Genomic DNA, 24,900 nt, shown 5'->3' on the forward strand with positions numbered 1-24,900 from the left:
CCATTGGGCCTAATGGCGGCACTCAGTGCCGCCAACCTGCTCATCCTGCCCCGTTCGCCCGGCTTGCGGAAGTGCTGTGTGACCTTTCCTACTCGTTTGATCGATCAAAATTTCCGGGGGTGGAACCAGGGGTGAATCCGGGGGTTGGTCCAGGGGTACTTCCCCGGCCTCCGGCGAGCCGGAAACCCAGGGCCGTACAGCGTCTGCCCGCCGAGACCGTCCGTACCGCCTGTCCCAGAGCCTTGCGCGAACCGACCAGGACGACCAGCCTCTTGGCACGCGTCACGGCCGTATAGAGCAGATTCCGTTGCAGCATCATCCAGGCGCCCGTGGTCACCGGGATCACCACCGCCGGATACTCGCTGCCCTGCGAGCGGTGGATGGTCACGGCGTACGCGTGCGCCAGCTCGTCCAGCTCGTCGAATTCGTACGGAATCTCCTCGTCCTCGTCGGTCAGGACCGTGAGCCGCTGCTCGTCGATGTCGAGCGCGGTCACCACTCCGACGGTGCCATTGAAGACGCCGTTCTGCCCCTTCTCGTAGTTGTTGCGGATCTGCGTGACCTTGTCGCCGACCCGGAAGACCCGGCCGCCGAACCGCTTCTCCGGGACGTCCGGTCTGCTGGGCGTGATGGCCTGTTGGAGCAGCCCGTTCAGATTCCCCGCGCCTGCCGGGCCGCGGTGCATCGGCGCGAGCACCTGGACGTCGCGCCGCGGGTCGAGGCCGAACTTCGCCGGGATGCGGCGCGCCGCCACGTCCACCGTGAGCCGCCCCGCGTCCTCCGTCTCCTCTTCGACGAAGAGGAAGAAGTCGCCGAGCCCCTGGGTGACGGGCGGCAGCCCGGAGTTGATCCGGTGGGCGTTGGTCACCACTCCGGACTGCTGGGCCTGGCGGAAGATGCGGGTCAGCCGGACCGCGGGGACGGGGCTCCCGTCGCCGAGCATGTCCCGCAGGACCTCGCCCGCGCCGACGCTCGGCAGCTGGTCCACGTCGCCCACGAAGAGCAGATGCGCGCCGGGCGCCACCGCCTTCACCAGCTTGTTGGCGAGGAGGAGGTCCAGCATGGACGCCTCGTCGACGACCACCAGGTCCGCGTCGAGCGGCCGGTCCTTGTCGTACGCGGCGTCCCCGCCCGGCTTCAGTTCCAGGAGGCGGTGGACGGTGGACGCCTCGGCCCCGGTCAGCTCGGCGAGGCGCTTGGCCGCGCGGCCCGTGGGCGCCGCGAGCACGACCTTCGCCTTCTTGGCGCGGGCCAGCTCCACGATCGAGCGGACCGTGAAGGACTTTCCGCAGCCGGGGCCGCCGGTCAGGACGGCCACCTTCCGGGTCAGCGCGAGCTTGACGGCCGACTCCTGCTCGGGGGCCAGCTCGGCGCCGGTGCGGCCGGCCAGCCAGGTCAGGGCCTTGCCCCAGTCCACGTCCCGGAAGCCGGGCATGCGGTCGTCCGTGGTCCTCAGGAGGCGCAGGAGCTGGGCGGAGAGGGAGAGTTCGGCCCGGTGGAAGGGGATCAGGTAGACGGCGGTGACCTCCTCCTCGCCGTCGGGACCGCCCGGCACCGTCTCCCGTACGACGCCCTCCTCGTCGCCCGCCAGCTCCGCGAGGCAGTCGATGACCAGGCCCGTGTCGACCTGGAGCAGCTTCACCGCGTCCGCGATGAGGCGCTCTTCGGGGAGATAGCAGTTGCCCTGGTCGGTGGATTGCGAGAGTGCGTACTGGAGGCCTGCCTTGACGCGTTCCGGGCTGTCGTGCGGGATGCCGACGGACTGGGCGATGCGGTCGGCGGTGAGGAATCCGATGCCCCAGACGTCGGCGGCGAGGCGATAGGGCTCGTTCTTCACGACGGAGATGGAGGAGTCGCCGTACTTCTTGTAGATCCGCACCGCGATGGAGGTGGAGACCCCGACTCCCTGGAGGAAGACCATGACCTCCTTGATGGCCTTCTGCTCCTCCCAGGCCGCGGCGATCATCTTCGTGCGCTTGGGGCCGAGGCCGGGGACTTCCACGAGGCGCTTGGGCTCGGTCTCGATGACATCGAGGGTGTCCACGCCGAAGTGGGTGGTGATGCGGTCGGCCATGACGGGGCCGATGCCCTTGATCAGGCCCGAGCCTAGATAGCGGCGGATGCCCTGGATCGTGGCCGGCAGGACCGTCGTGTAGTTCTCGACCGTGAACTGCTTGCCGTACTGCGGGTGGGAGCCCCAGCGCCCCTCCATCCGGAGCGACTCGCCCACCTGGGCGCCGAGCAGCGAACCGACGACGGTGAGCAGGTCGCCGCCGCCGCGGCCGGTGTCGACCCGCGCGACCGTGTACCCGTTCTCCTCGTTGGCGTAGGTGATCCGCTCCAGGACCCCCTCCACCACAGCGGCCCGCGCCGCGACTCCTGTGGGACTCGACATGGTCCGACGCTACCGCCGCCCACTGACAGCGCGGAAAGCCTGTGGACAACTTGCCCTGAAGACCCGAGGGGGCCCGGTCTGCGACCGGGCCCCCTCGGGTCTCCCCTCCCCGACAGACCCTCCGCGAATCCCCCCGGATCCCCCCGGATCCCCCCTGCGGAAGCTCTGACACCAAGTACGACCCGCAAAGGGTGGGAAGGGTTGCACGGGAGGTGCGGACGAATTTCCCCTCGGCGGACGAATTTCCCCTCGGTTGAGTCCCCCCCTCGAAGCCCCCCCTGTCGCCCGCAGTGAGCAGGGCTCACCCCGCAGGAAGGGCGCACCCGCGAGCAGGCCTCACCCGTGGGCGGCGTACCGCTGCACCGTCTCGGAGAGCAGCTCCCGCCCGTCGCGGGCCCAGAGCTCCTCGTTGAACAGCTCGACCTCGACAGGACCGGCGTACCCGGCCTCCTCCATGTAACCCCGCCACTCCGTGAAGTCCACCGCCCCGTCCCCCAGCTGCCCCCGCCCGTTCAGCACGCCCTGTGGCAGCGGCGTGACCCAGTCGGCCAGTTGGAACGCGTGCAGTCGGCCGCCGGCCCCCGCCCGCGCGATCTCCGCGGGCGCCCGGTCGTCCCACCAGACGTGGTACGTGTCGACACACACCCCCACCTGCGAGGCGGGGAACCGCTCGGCCAGGTCGAGTGCCTGGGTCAGCGTGGACACCACGCAGCGGTCCGAGGCGAACATCGGGTGCAGCGGCTCGATCGCGAGCCGCACGCCCCGAGACGCCGCGTACGGGGCGAGTTCCGCGAGCCCGTCGGCGATCCGCTCCCGCGCGCCCCGCAGATCCCTCGACCCGGCGGGCAGCCCTCCGGAGACCAGCACCAGCGTCTCCGTGCCCAGCGCCGCCGCCTCGTCGATCGCCGCCCTGTTGTCGTCGACGGCCGCCACGCGCGCGTGGGGGTCGACGGCGGTGAGGAAGCCGCCCCGGCAGAGCGTGGTCACGGTCAGCCCCGCGTCCCGTACCAGCTCGGCGGTCTTCTCGACCCCGTAGGCCTGGACGGGCTCGCGCCACAGGCCCACTCCGGAGATGCCCAAGTCGCCGCACGCCGCGACCAGTTCCGGCAGTGACAGCTGCTTGACCGTCATCTGGTTGATGGAGAAGCGGGCCAAGGCCTCGCTCATCGGCGGCCTCCTCCGTAGACGGCGATCAGGGAATTCATCCGCGACTCGGCGAGGTCCGGATCCGGGAAGAGTCCCAGGCCGCCCGCCAGTTCATACGCCCGGACGAGATGTGGCAGCGAACGCGCCGACTGCAGCCCGCCCACCATCGTGAAGTGCTCCTGGTGGCCCGCGAGCCACGCCAGGAAGACCACGCCCGTCTTGTAGAAGCGGGTGGGCGCCTCGAAGAGGTGCCGGGAGAGCTCGACCGTGGGGTCCAGGACGGCGCGGAAGGCCTTCGTGTCCCCGGTGTCCAGCGCGCGCACCGCCTGCGCCGCCAAGGGCGCGAGGGGGTCGAAGATGCCGAGGAGCGCGTGGCTGAAGCCCTGCTCGTCGCCCGCGATCAGTTCGGGGTAGTGGAAGTCGTCGCCCGTGTAGCAGCGGACGCCGTCCGGGAGGCGGCGGCGCAGGGCGATCTCGCGCCCGGGGTCGAGCAGGGAGATCTTGATGCCGTCCACCTTGTCGGGGTGCGCCTTGATGATCTCCAGGAAGGTCTCCGTCGCCGCGTCCAGGCCGGCGCTTCCCCAGTAGCCGTCGAGCGCCGGGTCGAACATCGGGCCGAGCCAGTGCAGGATCACCGGTTCGCTCGCCTGCCGCAGCAGTTCGCCGTACGTCTCCAGGTAGTCCTCCGGCGACTTCGCGGCCGCCGCGAGGGCCCGCGATGCCATCAGGATCACCTGGGATCCGGCCGACTCGACGAGGGCCAGCTGCTCCTCGTACGCGGCACGGACCGTGAACAGGTCCGCCGGGCCCGTCAGTTGATCGGTGCCGACGCCGCAGGCGATCTTGCCGCCCACCGCCTTCGCCTCGGCCGCCGAGCGCCGGATCAGTTCCGCCGCGCCCGTCCAGTCCAGGCCCATACCGCGCTGTGCTGTGTCCATCGCCTCGGCCACGCCCAGGCCCTGCGCCCACAGGTGGCGGCGGAAGGCGAGCGTGGCGTCCCAGTCGACGGCCGCCGGGGAGTCCGGGGAGACGTCGGCGCGGGGGTCCGCGACGACGTGGGCCGCGGAGAAGACGGTGCGGGAGGTGAGGGGCGGCCGGGGCGGCCGGGGGGCGTCCGGGCTCACTGGGCGATCTCCGGTACGTCGATGCGGCGGCCCTCGGCGGAGGACTTGAGGCCCAGCTCGGCGAGTTGCACGCCGCGTGCGCCGGCGTGCAGGTCCCAGTGGTAGGGCGCGTCGGCGTAGACGTGCTTCAGGAACAGCTCCCACTGGGCCTTGAAGCCGTTGTCGTACCCGTCGGGGCCCTGGTTGTCGGGGACCTCCTGCCACTGCTCGCGGAAGGTGTGGGTGGCGGGCAGGTCCGGGTTCCAGACCGGCTTGGGGGTCGCGGCGCGGTGCTGTACGCGGCAGTTGCGCAGGCCCGCGACCGCCGAGCCCTCAGTGCCGTCGACCTGGAACTCGACGAGTTCGTCGCGGTTGACGCGGACCGCCCAGGAGGAGTTGATCTGCGCGATCGCGCCGCCCTCCAGCTCGAAGATGCCGTACGCGGCGTCGTCGGCGGTGGCGTCGTAGGGCTTGCCCTGTTCGTCCCAGCGCTGCGGGATGTGGGTGGCGGCGAGTGCCTGGACGCTGCGGACGCGGCCGAACAGCTCGTGCAGGACGTACTCCCAGTGCGGGAACATGTCGACGACGATGCCGCCGCCGTCCTCGGTGCGGTAGTTCCAGGACGGGCGCTGGGCGCTCTGCCAGTCGCCCTCGAAGACCCAGTAGCCGAACTCGCCCCTGATGGACAGGATTCGGCCGAAGAAGCCGCCGTCCACCAGGCGTTTCAGCTTCAGCAGGCCCGGCAGAAAGAGCTTGTCCTGTACGACGCCGTGCTTGATGCCGGCGGCCTTGGCGAGGGCGGCGAGTTCGAGGGCGCCGGCCAGGCCGGTGGCGGTCGGCTTCTCGGTGTAGACGTGCTTGCCCGCCGCGATGGCCCGCTTGATGGCGTCCTCGCGCGCGGAGGTGACCTGGGCGTCGAAGTAGATGTCGATGGTGGGGTCGGCGAGGACCGCCGAGAGGTCCGTCGAGACCGCCGCTTCCGGGTCGAGTCCGTGCCGCACGGCGATCTCCCGCAGTGCGTGCTCTCTGCGGCCCACGAGGACGGGCTCGGGCCACAGCACCGTGCCGTCGGCGTCACCCAGGGGGAGGCCGCCCTGTTCGCGCAGGGCGAGGAGCGAGCGGACCAGGTGCTGGCGGTAGCCCATGCGTCCCGTCACACCGTTCATGGCGATGCGCACCGTCTTACGAGTCACAGAAGTCCCTCCGTACGCACTAGGCGCATAGCTAACATAGCAAGCGCTTTCTATCCAGGGAGAAGCTAGCCTGCCGCACAAGGTTCGGACAAGGGCTTCGGACTTTCGGACCAGCGCAGCGACCGGAGGACGACGAGATGACCGTGACCCTGGCGGACGTGGCGGCCCGCGCCCAGGTCTCCCCCGCGACCGTCTCCCGCGTGCTGAACGGCAACTACCCGGTGGCCGCGGCCACTCGGGAGCGCGTCCTGCGGGCGGTCGACGACCTCGACTACGTCCTCAACGGGCCCGCGAGCGCGCTCGCCGCGGCCACCTCCGACCTGGTCGGCATCCTTGTGAACGACATCGCCGACCCGTTCTTCGGGATCATGGCGGGCGCGGTCCAGTCCGAGATCGGCGGGCCCGGCGGGCGTGCGGGCGGCGAGCGGATGGCGGTGGTCTGCAACACCGGGGGCTCCCCGGAGCGCGAGCTGACCTACCTCACCCTGCTGCAGCGGCAGCGGGCCGCGGCGGTCATCCTGACCGGCGGCGCGCTGGAGGACCCGGCCCACGCGGCGGCGATGTCGGCCAAGCTGACGCGCCTCGCGGACGCGGGCACCCGGATCGTGCTGTGCGGCAGGCCGCCGCTCGCGGACACGGACGCGGCGCTCGCCACCCTCACCTTCGACAACCGAAGCGGCGGCCGGCGCCTGACCGAGCACCTGCTGACCCTGGGACACCGCAGGATCGGCTACGTGGCGGGCCCGGCGGAACGGACGACGACCCGCCACCGCCTGGAGGGCCACCGGGAGGCGCTCGCGGCGTCCGGGAGGGACCACGGCGACCAGACCGCCCTGACCGTCCACGGCCCCTACACCCGCCAGTCCGGCTACGAGGCCACGGTCGAACTCCTGCGCCGCTCCCCCGACTTGACGGCGATCGTGGCCGCCAACGACACGGTGGCCCTCGGCGCGTCGGCGGCCCTGCGCGACCGCGGCCTGCGCATCCCGCAGGACATCTCGGTGGCGGGCTTCGACGACCTCCCCTTCTCGGTGGACGCGGTCCCGGCCCTGACGACGGTCCGCCTCCCGCTCCACGAGGCGGGCGCCCGAGCGGGTCGCCTGGCCACGGGTTCGGAGGAGCCGCCGCCGGGGGGCGTGGCGACGATCGGGGCGGAGCTGATGGTGCGGGGGTCCACTGCGCCGCCGTGTCGGTGAGGCCTGGCGGACGAGGTGGCGGTCCCCTTCGGCCAGAACCTGGTCCCGCCGCTCGCCGGGCGTGACATCACCATCGCGACCGACGGGTTCCCCAAGGCCGGCGACCTGGACTGACCTCCCGCGGGCATGGCGGTCATGGGAGGCGCGGCGTACCGTTGACTCAGTCAAAGGTGATGTGCCCAGATGACCTCCGGAGTGATCCGCGATGCCGTACGCCTCCGATGCGCCCGTCCAAGAGATCCGCGCCTTCAACCGCTTCTACACGAACCTCATCGGCGCGCTCGACTACAGCCGCCATCTGTACGTGCCGTACACCCTCACCGAGTCCCGTGTGCTCTACGAACTCGCCCACTCGCCCCGCACCGACGCCGCCGATCTGCGGGCCGAACTCTCGCTTGACGCCGGGTACTTGAGCCGTCTGCTCGGCAAGTTCGAGAAGGGCGGGCTGGTCGAGCGGGCGCCGTCCGAGCGGGATCCGCGGCGTCAGCGCATCACGCTCACCGCGAAGGGGCGGGAGGCCGCGGATCTGCTCGACGAGCGGTCGAGGGAGGCCGTCGGTTCGCTGCTTTCGACCGTCCCGGCGGGCGAGCGGCCCCGGCTCGCGGAGGCGATGCGGACCGTGCGGGAGATCCTGGCGCGGGACCAAGGCGAAGAGGCCGCGCGGGCGGTACTGCGGGAGCCCGGGGCCGGGGATCTCGGGTGGATCGTGCAGCGCAACGCCGCGCTGTACGCCGCCGAGTTCGGGTGGAACGCCGACTACGAAGGTCTGGTCGCCCGGATCGTCGCCGACTTCGCGGAGGATCACGACCCGCATCTGGAGCGGGTGTGGATCGCCGAGCTGGAGGGGCGGCCCGTGGGATGCGTGATGTGCGTACGGGACGAGGCGCCGGGGACGGCGCGGCTTCGGCTGCTGCTCGTCGAACCGGACGCGCGGGGGCACGGCATCGGGGACCAACTGGTCGCCGCCTGCGTCGAGTTCGCGCGGGGCGTCGGCTATCGCGAGCTGGTTCTGTGGACCAATGACGTGCTGAGCGCGGCCCGCGGCATCTATCAGCGGCACGGCTTCGTCCTCCTCGCCGAGAAGCCGCACCGCTCGTTCGGCGCGGACCTCGTCGGGCAGGACTGGCGGCTGCATCTGGGCTCACCGGCGTGAGATGTGTCCAGGTCTCCGGCATGAGATGTGCCCAGGGCCTGTCCGGCGGATCTCGCCTGGGACGCGGCGGCCCGGGACGCGGCGGCCTGGCACGCGCATCTGCGGCAGAGACGAGGCACCGCCCACAGGAGTCGGCCAGATCCGCCGGACAGGCCCTAGGGTCTGCGTCATGAAACTCGCCTTCTCCACCCTCGGCGTGCCCGGACTGCCGCTCGCCGAAGTGCTGGGCCTCGCCACCACCCACGGCTTCCACGGCGTCGAGCTGCGCGCGCACCCCGAAGAGCCGGTGCATCCGGGGATCGGGCTGACCGAACGGGCCGACGCCGCCGCCCGGTTCAAGGACGCCGGCGTCGAGATCCTCGGTGTCGCCGGGTACGCGCGCGTGGCGGCGCCCGGCGAGGACGGTCCCGTGCTCGCCGAGATACGGACCCTGCTCGGCCTCGCGCGCGACCTCGGCGCCCCGTTCGTCCGCGTCTTCCCCGGCGGCGGCACCGAGCAGAGCGCCGAGGAGGCCGACGCGACGGCGGCCCGGCGGCTCGGTACCGCCGCCGAGTACGCCGCGGACTGCGGCGTACGCATCCTCCTGGAGACCCACGACTCGCACCGCACCGGCGCCGCTGCGACCCGTGTGCTCGGCGCGGTCGGGCACCGCAACGCGGGCGCGCTGTGGGACGTGATGCACACCTGGCTCGGCGGCGAGACTCCCGCGCAGAGCTATGCGGCGCTCGCCTCCTACCTCGGCTACGTCCAGGTGAAGGACATCGCGTCGGCGGCCGACACGACTCCCTGTGCGCTCGGCGACGGCGTGCTGCCGCTCGCCGATTCCGTGGACGTCCTGCTCAGCGGGGAGCACCGGGACGGCTGGCTGTGCTGGGAGTACGAGAAGCGGTGGTACGAGGCGGCGGCGCCGCTTCCCGAACTCCTGGGCCCCGGACGGGAGTTCCTGTCCCGGCTGCTGAACCGCGCGACCTGACCCCGGCGAAGGAGGTGAGCCCGACGCCGCCCACGAGGAGCGCCGCGGCGCACCAGCCGAGCCCGGACACCGACTCGCCCAGGAACAGGGCCGCCGCCGACATGCCGAAGACCGGGACGAGCAGGGAGAAGGGCGCGACCGTGGACGCCGGGTGGCGGCGCAGCAGATAACCCCAGGCGCCGAAGCCGAAGACCGTCGTGATCCACGCGACGTAGACGATGATCCCGGCGCCCTGCCAGTCCAGGGAGCGGAGAGCCTCGAGGTCGCGCGACGGGCCCTCGAAGAGGAGCGAGAGGGCGAGCAGCGGCAGCACCGGGACCGTGCTCACCCAGACCATGAAGTTGAGGGAGTCGGGCGGGGACGCCTTGCGGGTCAGGACGTTGGAGGCGCCCCAGCAGGCCGCGGCGGCGATCAGCAGCGCGAAGGCCGTGAGCGGCCCCGACTCCCCCTCGTCGACGGCGGCGACACCGATACCGGCGAGCGCGACGGCCATGCCGAGCACCCGCACCCGGCCCGGCCGTTCACCGAGTACCGCGAAGGCGAAGACGGCCGTGAACACGGCCTGGATCTGCAGCACCAGCGAGGAGACCCCGGCCGGCATCCCGGCGTCCATCCCGATGAAGAGCAGCCCGAACTTGGCGACCCCGAGGACGAGCCCGACGCCGATGATCGACTTCCAGGCCACCTTGGGCCGCCCCACGAAGAACACCGCGGGCAGCGCCGCCACCAGGAACCGCAGGGCGGAGAAGAGCAGCGGCGGAAAGTGGTCGAGCCCCAGCTCGATGACGACGAAATTGGCGCCCCATACGGCGGCGACGAGGACGGCGAGGCAGACGTGGACGGGTCGCATGCGTCGAGGATCACCCGGCACGACCGTGTAGGACCAGCACGGATCTCTGCATGATGGGATGTAGCAACGCTAATGAATGGGGGGGTTCTCCGATGCTCGACCTCGCCCGCCTCCGCGCCCTGCACGCCGTGTCCGTGCACGGCACCGTCGGCGCCGCAGCCACCGCGCTCGGGTACACGCCCTCCGCCGTCTCGCAGCAGATCGCCAAGCTGGAGCGGGAGACCCGCACCACGCTCCTGGAGCGGCGCGGGCGGGGCGTCGCGCTCACCGAGGAAGCGCGGCATCTCGCCGAGACCGCACGGGAGTTGATGGCCATCGTCGAGCGGGCCGAGACCGAGCTGGAGGAGCGGCGCGGGGTGCCCGCGGGGCGGCTGACCGTCGTCGCGTTCGCCTCCGCCGCGCGCGGACTGCTGCCCGGCGTACTCGCGGATCTCGCCCGGCGGCACCCCGCCCTCGACGCCCGCCTCTCGGAGATCGACCCGCATCTCTCCGTCGACCTGGTGGCCAAGGGCGCGGTGGACCTGGCCGTCGTGCACGACTGGGACATCGCGCCGCTCCCCACGCCTCCCGGCGTCGAACAGGCCGTCATCGGGGACGACTTCTGCGACCTCGTCGTGCCGGCGGGGCATCCGCTCGCGGGGCGCGCCGCCGTACGCCGCGAGGAGCTGAAGGGCGAGCGGTGGATCACCCAGCCGCCGGGGCTCGTCTGTCACGAGTGGCTGGTCCGCACCCTGCGCGAGGCGGGCTGCGAACCGGACATCGCGCACATGGCGGAGGAGAACCCCACGCTCGTCGCGCTGGTCGCCGCCGGGCTCGGCATCGCGCTCATCCCGCGCCTGGGCCGCGGCCCGATCCCGGCGGGCGCGGTCACCGTGCGGCTCGATCCGGTGCCGGTGCGGCGGCTGTACGCGCTGTGGCGGGCCGGGGCGTCGCGGCGGCCCGCCATCGCCGAGACGGTACGGACGCTCCAGGCGCACTGGCCCGAAGCGACGTCCGAAGCGACCCCGGAAACGCGCTCCGGAGCTGCCCCCGAAGCGGCTCACTGAGCCCAGCTCTCACGGGCGTACCACTTTCCGGAAATACGCCCCCGGCCGGGAACCCACGAGAAGGCGCCACCGTCCAACGGGCGTGCTGCCGGGTGAGTCTCCGCGAGGCGGTGTCGGCATCGCTGCTGGCTGCGAACGCTGACCACCCTCTCCGCCGCCCGCGGCCGGCAGCATGCCGTCACCGGTGCGCCCCCCTCCAACAGCACCGGTGACGGCCCCTCCCACCTCCACAGTGGCCGCCGGATCACTTGACCGGCAGAAATCTTCGGGATATCCGTGGCACTCGGGAAGTTTCCTTCAGCCGGTTTCCCCAGCCCGGCTGCCACCGGGCCACGGCCCGGCTCCGGTCCGGCATCCGTCCCCGAAGGAGCACACATGTCCCACCGCAACGCCTCCAGACGCACCCTCCTCGCCGCCACCGCCGTCGCCGCGACGGCCCTGGCCGCACCCTCCGCGCACGCGGCGGGCAGCGGCGACCGCGAACGTGACCGGAGGCTCCGCGAGCGCATCTCCCGGATGAGCCTGGAGGAGAAGGTCGGCCAGCTCTTCGTGATGCATGTGTACGGCCACTCCGCCACCGAGCCCGACCAGGCGGACATCGACGCCAACCTCAGGGAACTCGGCGTCCGCACCGCCGCCGAGGCCGTCGCCAAGTACCACCTCGGCGGCATCATCTACTTCGGCTGGGCCCACAACACCCGTGCCCCGCACCAGATCGCGGACCTCTCCAACGGCATCCAGCGGGCCGCGCTCACCCCGGAAGCCCCCGAGAACTCCCCCACCTCCGGCATCCCCGTGCTCATATCCACCGACCAGGAACACGGCGCCGTGGCCCGCGTCGGCATCCCCGCCACGCTGCTGCCGGGCGCGATGGCCCTGGGCGCCGCCGGTTCGCAGGCCACCGCCCGCAAGGCCGCCCGCATCGCGGGCGCCGAGCTGCGCGCGCTGGGCATCCGGCAGAACTACGCCCCGGTCGCCGACGTGAACGTCAACCCCGCCAACCCCGTCATCGGCGTACGCTCCTTCGGCGCCGACCCCGAAGCCGTCGCCGGTCTGGTCGCCGCGCAGGTCAAGGGCTACCAGGGCACGGACATCGCGGCGACGTCCAAGCACTTCCCCGGCCACGGCGACACCAAGGACGACAGCCACTCCAAGCTGCCGTACATCCACCACACCCGTGAGCAGTGGGAGACCCTCGACGCCCCGCCGTTCCGCGCGGCGGTGGCCGCGGGCATCGACTCGATCATGACCGCGCACATCGTCGTCCCGGCCCTCGACCCCGCCGAGGACCCCGCCACGCTCTCCCGCCCCATCCTCACCGGCATCCTGCGCGAGGAACTCGGCTACGACGGCGTGGTGGTGACGGACTCCCTCGGCATGCAGGGCGTCCGCACGAAGTACGGCGACGACCGCGTCCCCGTGCTCGCGCTGAAGGCGGGCGTGGACCAGCTCCTGAACCCGCCGAAGCCGGAGATCGCCTGGAACGCGGTGCTCCAGGCCGTCAGGGACGGCGAGTTGACGGAGGCGCGCCTCGACGCGTCGATCCTGCGGATCCTGCGGCTCAAGGCGAAGCTGGACCTCTTCTCCGATCCGTACGTCACCTCGCGCGGCGTCGACCGGGCGGTCGGCACCCGCGGACACCTCGCCGCGGCCGACCGGATCGCCGAGGAGACGACGACGCTGCTGATCAACGAGGGCGGGCTGCTGCCGCTGTCACGGCGTACGCACCAGGGGATCCTGGTGGTGGGCGCGGACCCGGCATCGCCTTCCGGGACCACGGGACCGCCGACTTCCGTACTGGGCCGCGAGTTGACGGACCTCGGCTACACGCCGACCGTGCTGCCCACCGGCACCGCGCCCTCCACCGCGAAGATCGCGGAGGCGGTGGCCGCGGCCGCGGGCAAGGACGCGGTGCTCGTGGGGACGTACAACGTGGGGGCGGGCAGCGCGCAGATCGCCCTGGTGGAAGCGCTGGTGGCGACCGGCGTACCGGTCGTGGCCGTGGCCATCCGTAATCCGTACGACGTGGCACGGCTCGGCACGGTGGGCGCCTCGCTCGCCGCCTACTGCTGGACGGACGTCGAACTGCGGGCCGCGGTACGGGTGATCGCGGGCCGCGCCGGGCCACAGGGGCGGCTGCCGGTGCCGGTGCAGCGGGCGGACGATCCGGGCCAGGAGCTGTATCCGGTGGGGTACGGCCTGCGGTACTGAGCCGCGCGCGGCAGTTGGCGTACGGAACGTACGCCGCGCTCCCGGCGCACCACCGCCAACTGACCCAAAGCACCCCGCGCACCTGGCGTGCGCCCGCCCCGGCGGGTCACGCTGGGTGCACATATCGGGGGGTTTGCCATGCTTGGCTGGAACATGGCGCGGTGGGTGATGTCGCTTGCGTTGCTCGTCCTTGCCGTCGGCGCGACCGGCTGCCAGAAGTCCGCGGATCCGGCGTCGGATTCATCGGGCCGGCTCGACGACCGGCCGTCCTCGTCGGTGTCTTCCGGGTACGGCGCGGTGTTCCTCGCCGTGGACGAGTGCAGTTCGCGGGGGCGTGAGTCGTTCACGGAGGTGTCGTGCGGGAGTGAGCGGGCGGCGGCCCGGGTGATCGCCCGCTACGAAGGAAAGGTCGCGGAGGGCCCGTCCTGCCCCGCCCGCACCGACTTCGTCCTGCACATCAGCGAGGACCGGCCCGCGGTCGACGAGGACGGCAACGGGGCGGTGCCGCGGGGCTACGCCTGCATGCGGAACCTGGAATCCCCGCATCCCGGAGACCCCGGCGGCGGGGGCGGTCCCCGGACCGTCGTCGGCGACTGCGTGTACGGAGCGGGGCGCGGCGAGGTCCGCGAGACGGCGTGCGACGGCTCGGCGGCGAAGGCTCCGGAGTACCGGGTGACGCAGGCCGTCACCGATCGCGCCGAGTGCCCCGCGGTCACCGAGCTCTATGTGTCGCTGGAGGGCGGGAAACCGGTGGGGTGCGCGGTACGGGTGTGAGCTGCCGCTTCTCTGAGCTGCCTTCTTCGGGCCGCCCTCTTTTTTGAGCCGCTCTCTTTGAGCTGCCCTCGGGCGCCGGAGGGGCCGGTCGGATCGGCCCCTCCGGCGTCACGTCGGAGCAACCGCCGTTACGGACGCAGCGTCTGCTCGCGCCGGACGTCCTTGCGGTCCAGCTTCGCGTCGTACGGGGCGAGGGGCTTCGCCGTGGCCGCGGAGGACGAGACGCCCGCCCAGGCCTGGATCCGCTCCGTCGCCTTCGCCTTCTCGTCCGCGACGAGGCCCGCCACGTTCGCGCCGTGGTTCGCGCCGGGCGCGGTGAAGACGTACGAGTCGTGCTTGCCGCCCGTGGCGGGGTGGAACGGCTCGGCGCCCCACGGGTCGTTCGCGCCGTAGACATACATCATCCGGTGCGCGTTCTTCTTCACCCAGCTGTCCACGTCGCGCATGGCACCCGGCTGGAACTTCATCGGGATCTCGCGCGGCACGAAGTTCCGCGGCGGCTGGTAGCCGTAGCGGCTCAGGTCACCGAGCCACGGCTGCGAGATGTCGGGAGAGCCCAGCTGCGTACCGGCCTGGTAGTAGTACGGCGTGTACGGGGTCAGGCCCTGGTCCGTGTAGGACGACCAGCCGCCCACCTCGTCGATGTAGTCGAAGATCGCCTGGTCGGAGGAGGACTTGGCGTCCGGGACGTCCGCGCAGGCCGACTCCGGCTGGTACTGCCAGAAGCCCCAGACCATGTCGAGGACGACCGCCTCGAAGGCCTTGTCGAGGTTCCCGACGGTCTTGAAGGTGTACTTGCCCTTCTCGGCGAACTCGGCGTACTTCTTCTCCAGCGGCTCACGCCGCACGAGCGCCTCGCGCTGCACCGCCTCGAGCGCGGTCCTGCACTCCTTGGTGCCGACCGTCTCGAAGAACTCGTCGTAGGCCGAGTCCTCCTTGTTCACGACGTCGTTCGGGGCGACGTACGCGACGACGCCGTCCATGTCCTTGGGGTAGAACCGCTCGTAGTACGTCGCGGTCATGCCGCCCTTGGAACCGCCGGTCGCCACCCACTTCTTGTCGTAGACGGGCTTCAGCGCCTTGAAGATGCGGTGCTGGTCGCTCGCGGCCTGCCAGATGTCGAGCTTGGACCAGTCGGCGGGCTCGGGGCGGGACGGCGTGAAGTAGCGGTACTCCATGGAGACCTGGTTGCCGTCGATGATCCGCGTGGGCTCGCTGCGGCTCGGGTTGGTGGAGACTCCGTAGCCGCTGGTGAAGAAGGCGGTGGGGCGGGCGGTGTCCTTGTGCAGCACCGTCAGGCGCTGCTTGAACGTGCCCTTGGAGGGGTGCCGGTGATCGACCGGCTGGGTGTAGTTGAGGACGAAGTAGCGGTAACCGGCGTACGGCTTCTCCTCGATCAGGCTCATGCCCGGTATCGCGAGGAGCCGGTCCTTGATGTCGGTGTCCTCGGTGCCGACTGCCTTGGTGTCGGTGGCCCGCGGTCCGGCGGCGGTGGCCGCCCCTGCCGCGCTCGCCGTGCCGACGGTGCCTATGAGCACCACCAGCGACAGCAGCCATCTGAGCGCCTTGCGCATGCACTCTCCCCTGGGTTCGCGGTTTGCGTCCGCCGGAACCTATCGGAGCAACTCCGCTACCACTAGGGGCTCTTACCGAGCACAAGCACCTGTTGCGTCACACGAGAATCGGTTGCCTCGCGTCAATATCGGTTGCGTTACGAACAGAAGCGGGCGCGCGCCGCAGTGGGACGCAGGCACACTCCTCAGCAGAGGATCCAGCCCGAGCTGGTGCTCCCCTGCCCCACCGTCCCCTTCACCCACACGCACCGGCGCCCCGCGTGCACCGTCACCGGCCCCGCGTGATGGGTGTACTGGCCGATGTCCCTGGCCGGGCGGTTACCGCGGGCCTGGACGCTGACGGACATGGTCTTGCGGGCGCCGGGACGCTTGGCGATCGTCAGGGCGCAGACATAGCCGCGCTTCTTGTAGATGACGACCTTGCCCGTGCTGAAGGTGAGCGTGCGGGCCTTGTGCCCGGCGCAGCGGGCCACGTCGACCTGGGCCTGCGCGGTGCCCGCGCCGACGAGGCCGACCAGGAAGGAAGCCGCGAGGACGGCGACACCGAGCGCGAGGCGCCGCCGTATTCGTCCGTTGCCCACTGGTTCCCCTCCCGCCACTTCCGCATCAGCGTACTGATGTACGGACGCTTGCCGTAGGGGGCCCGGTTGCGAACGTGTCCCGATTCCTTCGCGACATCACGCCATTTCCTTCACGACCTCATGCCGCCGACGGTTCCGCCTCGCCCACGAAGGTGCGCCACAGCCGCGCGTACCGGCCGTCCAGAGCGAGCAGTTCCTCGTGCGTGCCGTCCTCGGCGACCCGGCCGTGGTCCATGAGGATCACGCGGTCGGCGCGGGCTGCGGTGGTGAGGCGGTGCGCGACGACCAGAGTGGTGCGCCGGCCCGCTATGCGGTCCGTGGCCTGGTTGACCTGCGCCTCGGTGGCCAGGTCAAGGGCGGCGGTGGCCTCGTCGAGGAGCAGGATGTCCGGGTCGACGAGTTCGGCGCGGGCGAGGGCGATCAGCTGGCGCTGGCCGGCCGAGAGGTTGCGGCCGCGCTCGGAGACCTCGTGGAGGTAGCCGCCGTCCAGGGTGGCGATCATGTCGTGCGCGCCGACCGCGCGGGCCGCGGCCTCGACCTCGGCGTCCGTGGCGTCGGGGCGGCCGTAGGCGATCGCGTCGCGCACCGTGCCCGCGAAGAGGTAGGCCTCCTGCGGGACGACTCCCAGGCGGTGGCGGTACGCCGTGAGGTCCAGGGAGCGCAGATCGGTGCCGTCGACGGTGACGCGGCCCCCGGTCGGGTCGTAGAACCGGGCGACCAGTTTGACCAGCGTCGACTTGCCGGCGCCGGTCTCACCGACGAAGGCGACGGTCTGCCCCGCGGGTATCCGCAGCCGCACGCCGCTCAGGGCCTCCTCCGGTGCGTCGGAGGCGCCGTACGCGAAGTCGACGTCCTCGAAGGCGACCTCGCCGCGCAGCGACAGGACGTCGAGCGGCTCGTCGGCGGTCTTCGTGGAGGTCGGCTCCTGGAGGAGCTCCTGGATGCGGCCGAGCGAGACGGTGGCCTGCTGGTAGCCGTCGAAGACCTGCGAGAGCTGCTGGACGGGCGCGAAGAACAGGTCGATGTAGAGCAGATAGGCGACGAGCGCACCGGTCGTCAGCGTGCCCGCCTCGACCCGCCCGGCGCCCACGATCAGCACGGCGACGACGGCGACGGACGACAGGAGCTGCACGAACGGGAAGTACACGGAGATCAGCCACTGGCCCCGGATGCGGGCCTTGCGGTAGCTGTGGCTGTTCTCGGCGAACCGCTCGCGGCCCGCGCCCTCGCGCCGGAAGGCCTGCACGATGCGCAGCCCCGCGACGGACTCCTGGAGGTCGGCGTTGACCACGGAGACCCGCTCACGCGCCAGTTCGTACGCCTTCACGCTGGACCTGCGGAAGAAGAACGTGCCGATGACGAGCACCGGCAGCGTCGCGAAGACGACCAGCGCCAGCTGTACGTCGATGACGAGCAGGGCGACCATGATGCCGAAGAAGGTGACGACGGAGACGAAGGCCGTGACGAGCCCGGTCTGCAGGAAGGTGGAGAGCGCGTCCACGTCCGTGGTCATCCGGGTCATGATGCGCCCGGTCAACTCCCGCTCGTAGTAGTCGAGTCCGAGCCGCTGGAGCTGGGAGAAGATCTTCAGCCGCAGCGAGTAGAGCACCCGCTCGCCGGTCCGTCCGGTCATCCGGGTCTCGCCGGTCTGCGCCACCCACTGGACGGCGACGGCGACGAGCGCGATGGCGGAGGCGGTCCACACCGCGCCGAGCGCGAGCTGGTTGACGCCCTCGTCGATGCCGTGCCGGATCAGGACGGGAAGCAGCAGGCCCATGCCGGCGTCGACGGCCACCAGGAGCAGGCTCAGGAGCAGCGGGAGGCCGAACCCGGCGAGCAGTCTGCGCAGTCCGTACGACTCCTCGGGCGTGACGGCCCGCGCCTCGTCGATGCCGGGGGTGTCGGTGGCCGGGGGCAGCGCGTCGACCTGGGCGAGGAGTTCGGGCGTCGAGGGCATCCCGGACAGGGCGGTGTCCTTGGGCTCCCGGTCACCGGTCCACAGGGTGGGCGTGATGCCGCGCTCGGCGTCGAACTCGGCGTCGAGCTCATCGCGTACGGAGGTGTCCTCGGGGAGGTCGGCGGGAACGGTGTGGCCGGGCGATACGCCGCCGAGCTCGTCGGGGTCGGTGAGGAGGCGCCGATAGAGCGCGGACCCTTCCTCCAGCTCCGCGTGCGTGCCGATGGCGGCGAGTCGGCCGCCGTCGAGGACGGCGATGCGGTCGGCGAGGCCGAGGGTGGAGCGCCGGTGCGCGATGAGGAGCGTGGTCCGCCCCGCCATCACGCCCCGCAGCGCCTCGTGGATCTCGTGCTCGACGCGGGCGTCCACGGCGGAGGTGGCGTCGTCGAGGACGAGGAGGCGGGGGTCGGTGAGGATGGCGCGGGCGAGCGCGATGCGCTGGCGCTGACCGCCGGAGAGCGTGAGCCCCTGCTCGCCGACCTTGGTGTCGTATCCGTCGGGCAGCTCGGCTATGAACCGGTCGGCCTGCGCGGCGCGCGCGGCGGTCTCGATCTCCTCCTGGGTCGCGTCCGGGTGGCCGTACGCGATGTTCGCGCCGACGGTGTCGGAGAAGAGGAAGGAGTCCTCGGGCACGAGCCCGATGGCGGACCGCAGGGAGCCGAGGGTCAGCTCGCGCACGTCGCGCCCGCCGACGAGGACGGCGCCGTGGGTCACGTCGTAGAAGCGGGGAAGCAGCAGCGAGACGGTGGACTTGCCGCTGCCGGACGAGCCGACGACGGCGAGGGTCTCGCCGGGACGTATCTCGAAGGAGAGCCCGTCGAGGACGGGCCGGTCGTCTTCGTAGGCGAAGCCGACGTCGTCGAACTCGACGGTGGCGGGAGCGTCGGCGGGCAGTTCCTTGGTGCCGTCCTTCATGCTCGGCTCGGTGTCGATGAGTTCGAGCACGCGCTCCACGCCCGCGCGGGCCTGCTGCCCCACGGTCAGCACCATGGCGAGCATCCGCACGGGCCCGACGAGCTGCGCGAGATAGGTGGAGAAGGCGACGAACGTACCGAGGGTGATCTCGCCCTTGACCGCGAGCCAGCCGCCGAGGGCCAGCATGGCGACCTGGCCGAGCATGGGGACGGCCTGCAGGGCGGGCGTGTAGCGGGAGTTGAGCCGGATGGTCCGCAGCCGCCCGGCGAAGAGCTTGCGCCCGACTTCCCTGAGCTTCCCGGTCTCCTGCTCCTCCTGTCCGAAGCCCTTCACCACGCGTACGCCGCTGACGGCGCCGTCGACGACACCGGCCACGGCGGCGGCCTGGGCCTGCGCGTACCACGTGGCGGGGTGCAGCCGGGTGCGGGAGCGGCGGGCGATGAACCAGAGGGCGGGGGCGACGGCGAGTGCGACGAGGGTGAGCGGCAGCGAGAGCCACGCCATGATCACCAGGGAGATCAGGAAGAGCAGCAGGTTGCCGATGGTCATCGGCAGCATGAAGAGCAGTCCCTGGATGAGCTGCAGGTCACTGGTGGCGCGGCCGACGACCTGCCCGGTGGACAGCTCGTCCTGCCGCCGTCCGTCGAGCCGCGTGATCGTCCCGTACATCTCGGTCCGCAGATCGTGCTGGACGTCGAGGGCGAGGCGGCCGCCGTAGTAGCGGCGTATGTAGGTGAGGACGTAGACGAGGACGGCGGCGCCGAGCAGGGCGGCGGCCCAGGGCCCCATGGACCGGGTCCGGTCCTCGACCACGTCATCGATGATCACCTTGGTGATCAGCGGGACGAGCGCCATGACGGCCATACCGGCGAGCGAGGACCCGAGCGCGAGCAGCACGTCCTTCGGGTAGCGCCATGCGTACCCGGTGAGCCGTTTCGCCCACCCGGATCCCTCCGGCTGAACCCCGCCCCGTTGCTCGCTCACGTGCTGCCTCCCGTCGACCTGACCTGCCGAGAGGCACAACCGGGTGGAGTGCGGATTTCATCCCGCCGCAACAAAGAGGGGGCTATGGACCTAGGACCAGCGGCGCACAGCGGATGACGGGCGGCACACCCCGCTGGACGCGGCCCGCAAGCTCGCTGCCCTCGACCGGCCGCTCGACCTCGACGGGGAGGGCGACGCCCTGTGACGATCGCCAGGGGGGATGTCTGGGACGTCGACACGGGCAAGGGGACGCGGACCGTCCTGGTGGTGAGCCTGACCGGGCTCGCGGACGCGTACGGCGCCGTCCTGGCACTGGCACTGCACGCGCCCGCCGCCCATCGTCCACGGACATGCGGGACGGCTGTGCGTACTGGGTCCCCTCAGAGGTGCGTCGGCTCGAACATCCGCAGGACTGCCGGAAGCACGACCACTGAGGGGCCCGGTGTCGCCAGCGCCTTTGACAGGTCCTCCCGGAGGGACTCCGGGGTCGTCCGGAGTGCCGGGACACCGAAGGACTCCGCGAGGGCTACGAAGTCGGGGCGGGAGAGCTCCGTGGCCGTGGCCTCGCCGAAGGCGTCGGACATGTACTCCCGGAGGATTCCGTAGCCCCCGTCGTCCACGATCAGCCAGGTCACCGGCAGGTCGTGCTGCTTGGCCGAGGCCAGTTCCGCGATGGAGTACATCGCGCCGCCGTCGCCCGAGACGGCGAGCACCGGCTTGGAGGGGTCCGCGGCGGCCGCGCCGATGGCCGCCGGGAAGCCGTACCCGAGGCCGCCCGCGCCCTGGGCCGAGTGCATCGTGTTGGGGTGACGGGCGTCGAAGGCGGACCACGCCCAGTACGCCAGGATCGTCATGTCCCAGAAGGACGGGGAGGTGTCGGGGAGCGCCGCGCGGACGGACGCCAGGACCTGCTGCTCCAGGGTGAGGTCCTGGGCGGCGATACGGTCCCTGACCTGGGTGAGGACCGCCCTGACCCGCTCGGGGGCCGAGGGGTCCTCACGCGGCGCGTCGATCGTCTCCAACAGCGCCGACAGGGCCAGCCGCGCGTCCGCGTGGATGCCGAGCGCCGGGTGGTTGGACTCCAGCTTCCCCGCGTCCGCCTCGATCTGGATGACCCGGCCGCGCGGCTTGAACGTGTGGTAGTTCGAGGACAGCTCGCCCAGGCCGGAGCCGATCACCAGGAGGACGTCCGCGTCCTCCAGGAAGTCCGTGGTGTAGCGGTCCTCCAGCCATGACTGGAGCGAGAGCGGGTGCTCCCAGGGGAAGGCGCCCTTGCCGCCGAAGGTGGTGACCACGGGGGCGTTGACCAGCTCGGCCAGCGCCAGCAGCTTGCCGCTCGCGTCCGAGCGGACGACTCCGCCGCCCGCGATGATCGCCGGGCGCTCGGCGCGCGACAGCAGGTCGGCCGCGACCGCGGTCAGCTCGGGGCGCGGGACGACCTCGTCCGGGGTCGCGTCCATGGCCGTGACCACGGGCAGCGTCGTCTCCGCGAGCAGCACGTCCTGCGGGATCTCCACCCAGACCGGGCCGTGCGGGGCGGTCAGCGCCGACTCCCAGGCCGCGGCGATGGCGGACGGGATCTGCGAGGCCGTGCGGACCGTGTGGACGGACTTCACGATGTCGCGGAAGGACGCCTGCTGGTCGCGCAGTTCGTGGAGGTAGCCGTGCCGGCCGCCGCCGAGTCCCGCCACCGGGACCTGGCTGCCGATCGCCAGGACCGGCGAGGAGCCCGCCGCCGCCTCCTGGAGCGCGGCGAGCGAGGTCAGTGCGCCCGGACCGGTGGACAGGAGCAGCGGGGCGACCTCTCCGGTGATCCGGCCGTACGCGTCCGCCGCGAAGCCCGTGTTGTTCTCGACGCGCAGTCCGACGTACGACAGGGAAGAGCGGCGCAGGGCGTCGAACATGCCGAGCGCGTGCTGGCCGGGGAGGCCGAAGACGGTGGTCGCGCCGAGGCCCTGGAGGGTCTCGACGACGAGGTCGCCGCCGTTGCGCCCGGCGGGCGGGTTCAGGGCGGCCTCGGTCTGGCGCGGCGTGGGGCGCAGTACCAGGTCGTGGTCGTGGGTCATGCGGCGTCTTCTCCTTCTCGACCGGGGCTCCGGCCCGGCGTGCCCTGGTGTCCTACGGCCTCGCGGGCGTGGTCACTTCGCGTTCTGGTCCGCACCGGAGGCGCGGCCTGCGGCTATCTGCCGGCTCATGATCGTCGTCAGTTCGTACGCCGTGTGCGAGGCGGCGACCGCGGTGATCTCCGCGTGGTCGTACGCGGGGGCGACCTCGACGACGTCCGCCGAGACCAGGTTGCAGGAGGACAGGCCGCGCAGGATCTCCAGGAGCTCGCGCGACGTCATGCCACCGGCCTCGGGGGTGCCGGTGCCGGGGGCGTGCGCCGGGTCGAGGCAGTCGATGTCGATGGAGATGTACAGCGGGCGGTCGCCGATGCGCTGGCGGAGCTGGTCGGCGACCTCGTCGGCGCCGCGGCGGTAGATGTCCGCCGAGGTGACGATGCCGAAGCCCATCTTCTCGTCGTCCGTGAGGTCCTGCTTGCCGTACAGCGGGCCGCGCGTGCCGACGTGGGAGAGCGCCTCGGTGTCGAGGATGCCCTCCTCGACGGCGCGGCGGAACGGCGTGCCGTGGGTGTACTCGGCGCCGAAGTACGTGTCCCAGGTGTCCAGGTGGGCGTCGAAGTGGAGGAGGGCGACCGGGCCGTGCTTCTTGGCGACCGAGCGCAGCAGCGGCAGCGCGATCGTGTGGTCGCCGCCCAGCGTCATCATGCGGGCGCCCGAGCCGAGCAGGTCGTCCGCCGCGGCCTCGATCGTCTCGACGGCCTCGTTGATGTTGAACGGGTTGGCGGCGATGTCGCCCGCGTCCGCGACCTGCGCGAGCGCGAAGGGGGACGCGTCCTGCGCCGGGTTGTACGGACGGAGGAGGCGCGAGGCCTCGCGGATCGCGTTGCCGCCGAAGCGGGCGCCGGGGCGGTACGAGACGCCCGTGTCGAAGGGCACGCCGACCACGGCGATGTCCGTCTTGCCGCCGACCTCGTCGAGGCGGGGCAGGCGGGCGTAGGTCGCCGGGCCCGCGTACCGGGGGATGCGGGAGGAGTCGACGGGGCCGCGGGGGGTCGGGGTCTCGGCGCTGGTCATGGTCGGTTTCCTCCTGCTGATGCGTGTGCTGCGGTACTGCTGGGACAAGTGTCGCGCGGCCCACTGACAGTGAGCACCGGCAGCGGGCCGCGCGGAAAGCTAGACGGCTACCGGAGTCTCCGGCTCCGCCTCCTCCGTGCCCCGCCCCGCCAGCCGCTCGCGCCAGGCGGCGAGCACCGCGGCGTCGGTCGGCGTGGTGGCGAGGGAGACGACGACGTACACGGCGAGCGAGGTCAGCAGGCCGTAGTAGATGGGCTCGTTGGCGAGGATTCCGTACCCCCACATGAGCCCGATGACCGAGAGACCGCCGGCGACGATGGCCGCGAGCGCGCCGGTCGCCGTGCCGCGCCGCCACAGCAGCCCGCCGAGGATCGGCACGAGAAGACCGGCGACGAGCAGGTTGTAGGCGACGGTCAGCGCCTGGACGACGTCGTTGAGCGCGATGGCGATACAGACGACGGCGATGCCCATGAGCAGGATGAAGAGGCGGTTGCCCTTCACCTCGTCGTGCGGCTCGTCGCCCGTGCCCTCGGACTTCACGACGCCCCGCAGCCGCGACCAGATGTCGTTGTTGGCGACGGTGGCGCAGGCGATGAGCGCTCCGGACGAGGTGGACATCACCGCGGCGAGCGCGGCGGCGAGCACCAGTCCTCGTACGCCCATGGGCAGTTCGTCCTTGACGATGGTCGCGAAGGCCGCGTCCGCGCTCGGCAGCTTCGGGTACATGACCTTGGCCGCCGTACCGATCACGGCGCCCGCGATCGCGTAGACCAGGCAGTACGTTCCGGCGACGGTGCCTCCGTAGCGGGCGACCTTGTCGCTGCGCGCGGTGAAGACGCGCTGCCAGATGTCCTGCCCGATGAGCATGCCGAACGTATAGATCAGCACGTACGTGAAGATCGTCTCGCCGCCGATGCCCAGCGGGTCGAAGTACTCGGTGGGCAGCTTGGCCTTCATCTCGCTGAAGCCGCCGGCCTTGACGACCGCGATGGGCAGCAGCAGGAGCAGCACGCCGATGGTCTTCACCACGAACTGCACCATGTCGGTGAGCGTGATCGACCACATGCCGCCGAGCGTCGAGTACGCGACGACGATGGAGCCGCCGAGGATGATCGCCAGCGTGCGGTCCATGCTGAAGATGACGTCGAAGATCGTGGCGTACGCGATGGTCGAGGTGACCGCGAGCATCAGCGTGTACGCCCACATGACGACTCCGGAGATGACGCCCGCGCGGCCGCCGTAGCGGAGGTCGAGCATCTCGGAGACGGTGTAGACCTTCAGGCGGGCGATGCGCGCCGAGAAGAAGACCGACAGGGCGAGCAGCCCGAGGCCGATCGTGACGACCATCCAGGCGCCGGAGAGCCCGTACTGGTAGCCGAGGCCGACGCCACCGATGGTGGACGCGCCGCCGAGGACGATGGCGGCCATCGTCCCGGAGTACATCCACGGCCCGAGGCGGCGACCCGCGACCAGGAACTCGCTCTTGGACTTGGCGCGGCGCATGCCCCACCAGCCCATGGCGAGCATTCCGGCGAGATAGACGACGATCACTGTGTAGTCGACGGCCATAAGGGGGCCTCCTTCACGCACCTCGGTGGCGTGTCGTGCAGATGGGGGTCCGCGGCCTTCCCGGAGGTCTCGGCCTTTCCGGAGGTCCGCGGATGGGGGTGATGACCGGCCGTGGGGACATCCGCCCGTACCCGCGGCCTGTG

At 71.5% G+C, this 24,900-nt stretch carries 16 protein-coding genes and 1 pseudogene; 6 read left to right on the forward strand and 11 right to left on the reverse strand.

Translation table 11 applies throughout. The features are described 5' to 3' along the window. Positions 1 to 88 precede the first annotated feature (88 nt). The 4 genes from ACIBKX_RS05490 to ACIBKX_RS05505 form a co-directional block, all read right to left on the reverse strand. A complete protein-coding gene (locus ACIBKX_RS05490) occupies positions 89 to 2,395 on the reverse strand; it encodes an ATP-dependent RecD-like DNA helicase (RefSeq protein WP_363271823.1) in 2,307 nt (768 codons plus the stop codon). 336 nt (positions 2,396 to 2,731) lie between these two features. Next, positions 2,732 to 3,562, reverse strand: coding sequence for a sugar phosphate isomerase/epimerase family protein (locus ACIBKX_RS05495; protein WP_363271824.1), 831 nt, complete (start codon positions 3,560 to 3,562; stop codon positions 2,732 to 2,734). Beyond that, complete coding sequence (locus ACIBKX_RS05500) at positions 3,559 to 4,665, reverse strand: dihydrodipicolinate synthase family protein (RefSeq protein ID WP_363271825.1); 1,107 nt, start codon at positions 4,663 to 4,665, stop codon at positions 3,559 to 3,561. Before ACIBKX_RS05500 ends, ACIBKX_RS05495 begins: the two co-directional genes overlap by 4 nt. Beyond that, positions 4,662 to 5,837 carry a Gfo/Idh/MocA family oxidoreductase gene (locus tag ACIBKX_RS05505; protein ID WP_363271826.1) on the reverse strand — a complete coding sequence of 392 codons (1,176 nt, stop codon included), beginning with the start codon at positions 5,835 to 5,837 and terminating at the stop codon, positions 4,662 to 4,664. The genes ACIBKX_RS05500 and ACIBKX_RS05505 overlap by 4 nt, the downstream gene beginning before the upstream one ends. Before the next feature lie 137 nt (positions 5,838 to 5,974). Between ACIBKX_RS05505 and ACIBKX_RS05510 the strand changes: the two genes are divergently transcribed. The 3 genes from ACIBKX_RS05510 to ACIBKX_RS05520 all read left to right on the forward strand — a co-directional run bounded on the left by ACIBKX_RS05510 (position 5,975) and on the right by ACIBKX_RS05520 (position 9,159). Then, positions 5,975 to 7,033, forward strand: a complete 1,059-nt coding sequence (locus ACIBKX_RS05510; protein WP_363271827.1) for a LacI family DNA-binding transcriptional regulator — start codon at positions 5,975 to 5,977, stop codon at positions 7,031 to 7,033. A 205-nt stretch (positions 7,034 to 7,238) separates the two neighbouring features. Beyond that, entirely contained in the window at positions 7,239 to 8,186 is a 948-nt protein-coding gene (locus ACIBKX_RS05515; protein WP_363271828.1) for a bifunctional helix-turn-helix transcriptional regulator/GNAT family N-acetyltransferase, read from the forward strand. Positions 8,187 to 8,355: 169 nt separating this feature from the next. Next, the gene (locus tag ACIBKX_RS05520) at positions 8,356 to 9,159 is read left to right on the forward strand and encodes a sugar phosphate isomerase/epimerase family protein (RefSeq protein WP_363271829.1); all 804 of its coding nucleotides are present in this window, start codon (positions 8,356 to 8,358) and stop codon (positions 9,157 to 9,159) included. Here ACIBKX_RS05520 and ACIBKX_RS05525 read toward each other — a convergent pair. Beyond that, a pseudogene (locus tag ACIBKX_RS05525) lies at positions 9,059 to 10,009 on the reverse strand (EamA family transporter); the annotation flags it as partial. The gene ACIBKX_RS05520 and the pseudogene ACIBKX_RS05525 overlap by 101 nt on opposite strands. Positions 10,010 to 10,101: 92 nt before the next feature. Here ACIBKX_RS05525 and ACIBKX_RS05530 point away from each other — a divergent pair. The 3 genes from ACIBKX_RS05530 to ACIBKX_RS05540 all read left to right on the forward strand — a co-directional run bounded on the left by ACIBKX_RS05530 (position 10,102) and on the right by ACIBKX_RS05540 (position 14,040). Continuing rightward, complete coding sequence (locus ACIBKX_RS05530) at positions 10,102 to 11,055, forward strand: LysR family transcriptional regulator (RefSeq protein WP_363271830.1); 954 nt, start codon at positions 10,102 to 10,104, stop codon at positions 11,053 to 11,055. A gap of 375 nt (positions 11,056 to 11,430) precedes the next feature. Continuing rightward, positions 11,431 to 13,266, forward strand: coding sequence for a glycoside hydrolase family 3 protein (locus ACIBKX_RS05535; protein ID WP_363271831.1), 1,836 nt, complete (start codon positions 11,431 to 11,433; stop codon positions 13,264 to 13,266). Positions 13,267 to 13,404: 138 nt separating this feature from the next. After that, entirely contained in the window at positions 13,405 to 14,040 is a 636-nt protein-coding gene (locus tag ACIBKX_RS05540; RefSeq protein ID WP_363271832.1) for a hypothetical protein, read from the forward strand. A gap of 128 nt (positions 14,041 to 14,168) precedes the next feature. On the opposite strand, the gene ACIBKX_RS05545 is transcribed toward ACIBKX_RS05540, so the two are convergent. The 6 genes from ACIBKX_RS05545 to ACIBKX_RS05570 all read right to left on the reverse strand — a co-directional run bounded on the left by ACIBKX_RS05545 (position 14,169) and on the right by ACIBKX_RS05570 (position 24,757). After that, positions 14,169 to 15,614 (reverse strand): S28 family serine protease, encoded by a 1,446-nt coding sequence (locus ACIBKX_RS05545; RefSeq protein WP_363271833.1) that lies wholly within the window; start codon positions 15,612 to 15,614, stop codon positions 14,169 to 14,171. Positions 15,615 to 15,799: 185 nt separating this feature from the next. Then, on the reverse strand, positions 15,800 to 16,195 hold the full coding sequence (locus ACIBKX_RS05550) for a hypothetical protein (RefSeq protein WP_363271834.1): 396 nt from the start codon (positions 16,193 to 16,195) through the stop codon (positions 15,800 to 15,802). Positions 16,196 to 16,313: 118 nt separating this feature from the next. Beyond that, positions 16,314 to 20,051: an ABC transporter ATP-binding protein gene (locus ACIBKX_RS05555; protein WP_363271835.1), complete on the reverse strand. Its 3,738-nt coding sequence runs from the start codon at positions 20,049 to 20,051 to the stop codon at positions 16,314 to 16,316. Positions 20,052 to 20,431: 380 nt separating this feature from the next. Continuing rightward, on the reverse strand, positions 20,432 to 22,117 hold the full coding sequence (locus ACIBKX_RS05560) for a thiamine pyrophosphate-binding protein (RefSeq protein ID WP_363271836.1): 1,686 nt from the start codon (positions 22,115 to 22,117) through the stop codon (positions 20,432 to 20,434). Between the two features lie 72 nt (positions 22,118 to 22,189). Continuing rightward, positions 22,190 to 23,188: an agmatinase gene (gene speB / locus ACIBKX_RS05565; RefSeq protein ID WP_363271837.1), complete on the reverse strand. Its 999-nt coding sequence runs from the start codon at positions 23,186 to 23,188 to the stop codon at positions 22,190 to 22,192. A 99-nt stretch (positions 23,189 to 23,287) separates the two neighbouring features. Next, entirely contained in the window at positions 23,288 to 24,757 is a 1,470-nt protein-coding gene (locus ACIBKX_RS05570) for a sodium:solute symporter (RefSeq protein ID WP_363271838.1), read from the reverse strand. Positions 24,758 to 24,900 lie beyond the last annotated feature (143 nt).

It is taken from the genome of Streptomyces sp. NPDC050658, assembly GCF_044457025.1.
Classification (GTDB): Bacteria; Actinomycetota; Actinomycetes; order Streptomycetales; family Streptomycetaceae; genus Streptomyces.

Excerpts from the sequence above, each read along its gene's own strand:
- ACIBKX_RS05490 (WP_363271823.1), bottom strand. The coding sequence starts at position 2,395 with ATGTCGAGTCCCACAGGAGTCGCGGCGCGGGCCGCTGTGGTGGAGGGG.
- ACIBKX_RS05560 (WP_363271836.1), bottom strand. The coding sequence starts at position 22,117 with ATGACCCACGACCACGACCTGGTACTGCGCCCCACGCCGCGCCAGACC.
- ACIBKX_RS05570 (WP_363271838.1), bottom strand. The coding sequence starts at position 24,757 with ATGGCCGTCGACTACACAGTGATCGTCGTCTATCTCGCCGGAATGCTC.
- ACIBKX_RS05545 (WP_363271833.1), bottom strand. The coding sequence starts at position 15,614 with ATGCGCAAGGCGCTCAGATGGCTGCTGTCGCTGGTGGTGCTCATAGGC.
- ACIBKX_RS05535 (WP_363271831.1), top strand. The coding sequence starts at position 11,431 with ATGTCCCACCGCAACGCCTCCAGACGCACCCTCCTCGCCGCCACCGCC.
- ACIBKX_RS05495 (WP_363271824.1), bottom strand. The coding sequence starts at position 3,562 with ATGAGCGAGGCCTTGGCCCGCTTCTCCATCAACCAGATGACGGTCAAG.
- ACIBKX_RS05530 (WP_363271830.1), top strand. The coding sequence starts at position 10,102 with ATGCTCGACCTCGCCCGCCTCCGCGCCCTGCACGCCGTGTCCGTGCAC.
- ACIBKX_RS05515 (WP_363271828.1), top strand. The coding sequence starts at position 7,239 with ATGCCGTACGCCTCCGATGCGCCCGTCCAAGAGATCCGCGCCTTCAAC.
- ACIBKX_RS05540 (WP_363271832.1), top strand. The coding sequence starts at position 13,405 with ATGCTTGGCTGGAACATGGCGCGGTGGGTGATGTCGCTTGCGTTGCTC.
- ACIBKX_RS05510 (WP_363271827.1), top strand. The coding sequence starts at position 5,975 with ATGACCGTGACCCTGGCGGACGTGGCGGCCCGCGCCCAGGTCTCCCCC.
- ACIBKX_RS05520 (WP_363271829.1), top strand. The coding sequence starts at position 8,356 with ATGAAACTCGCCTTCTCCACCCTCGGCGTGCCCGGACTGCCGCTCGCC.
- speB (WP_363271837.1), bottom strand. The coding sequence starts at position 23,188 with ATGACCAGCGCCGAGACCCCGACCCCCCGCGGCCCCGTCGACTCCTCC.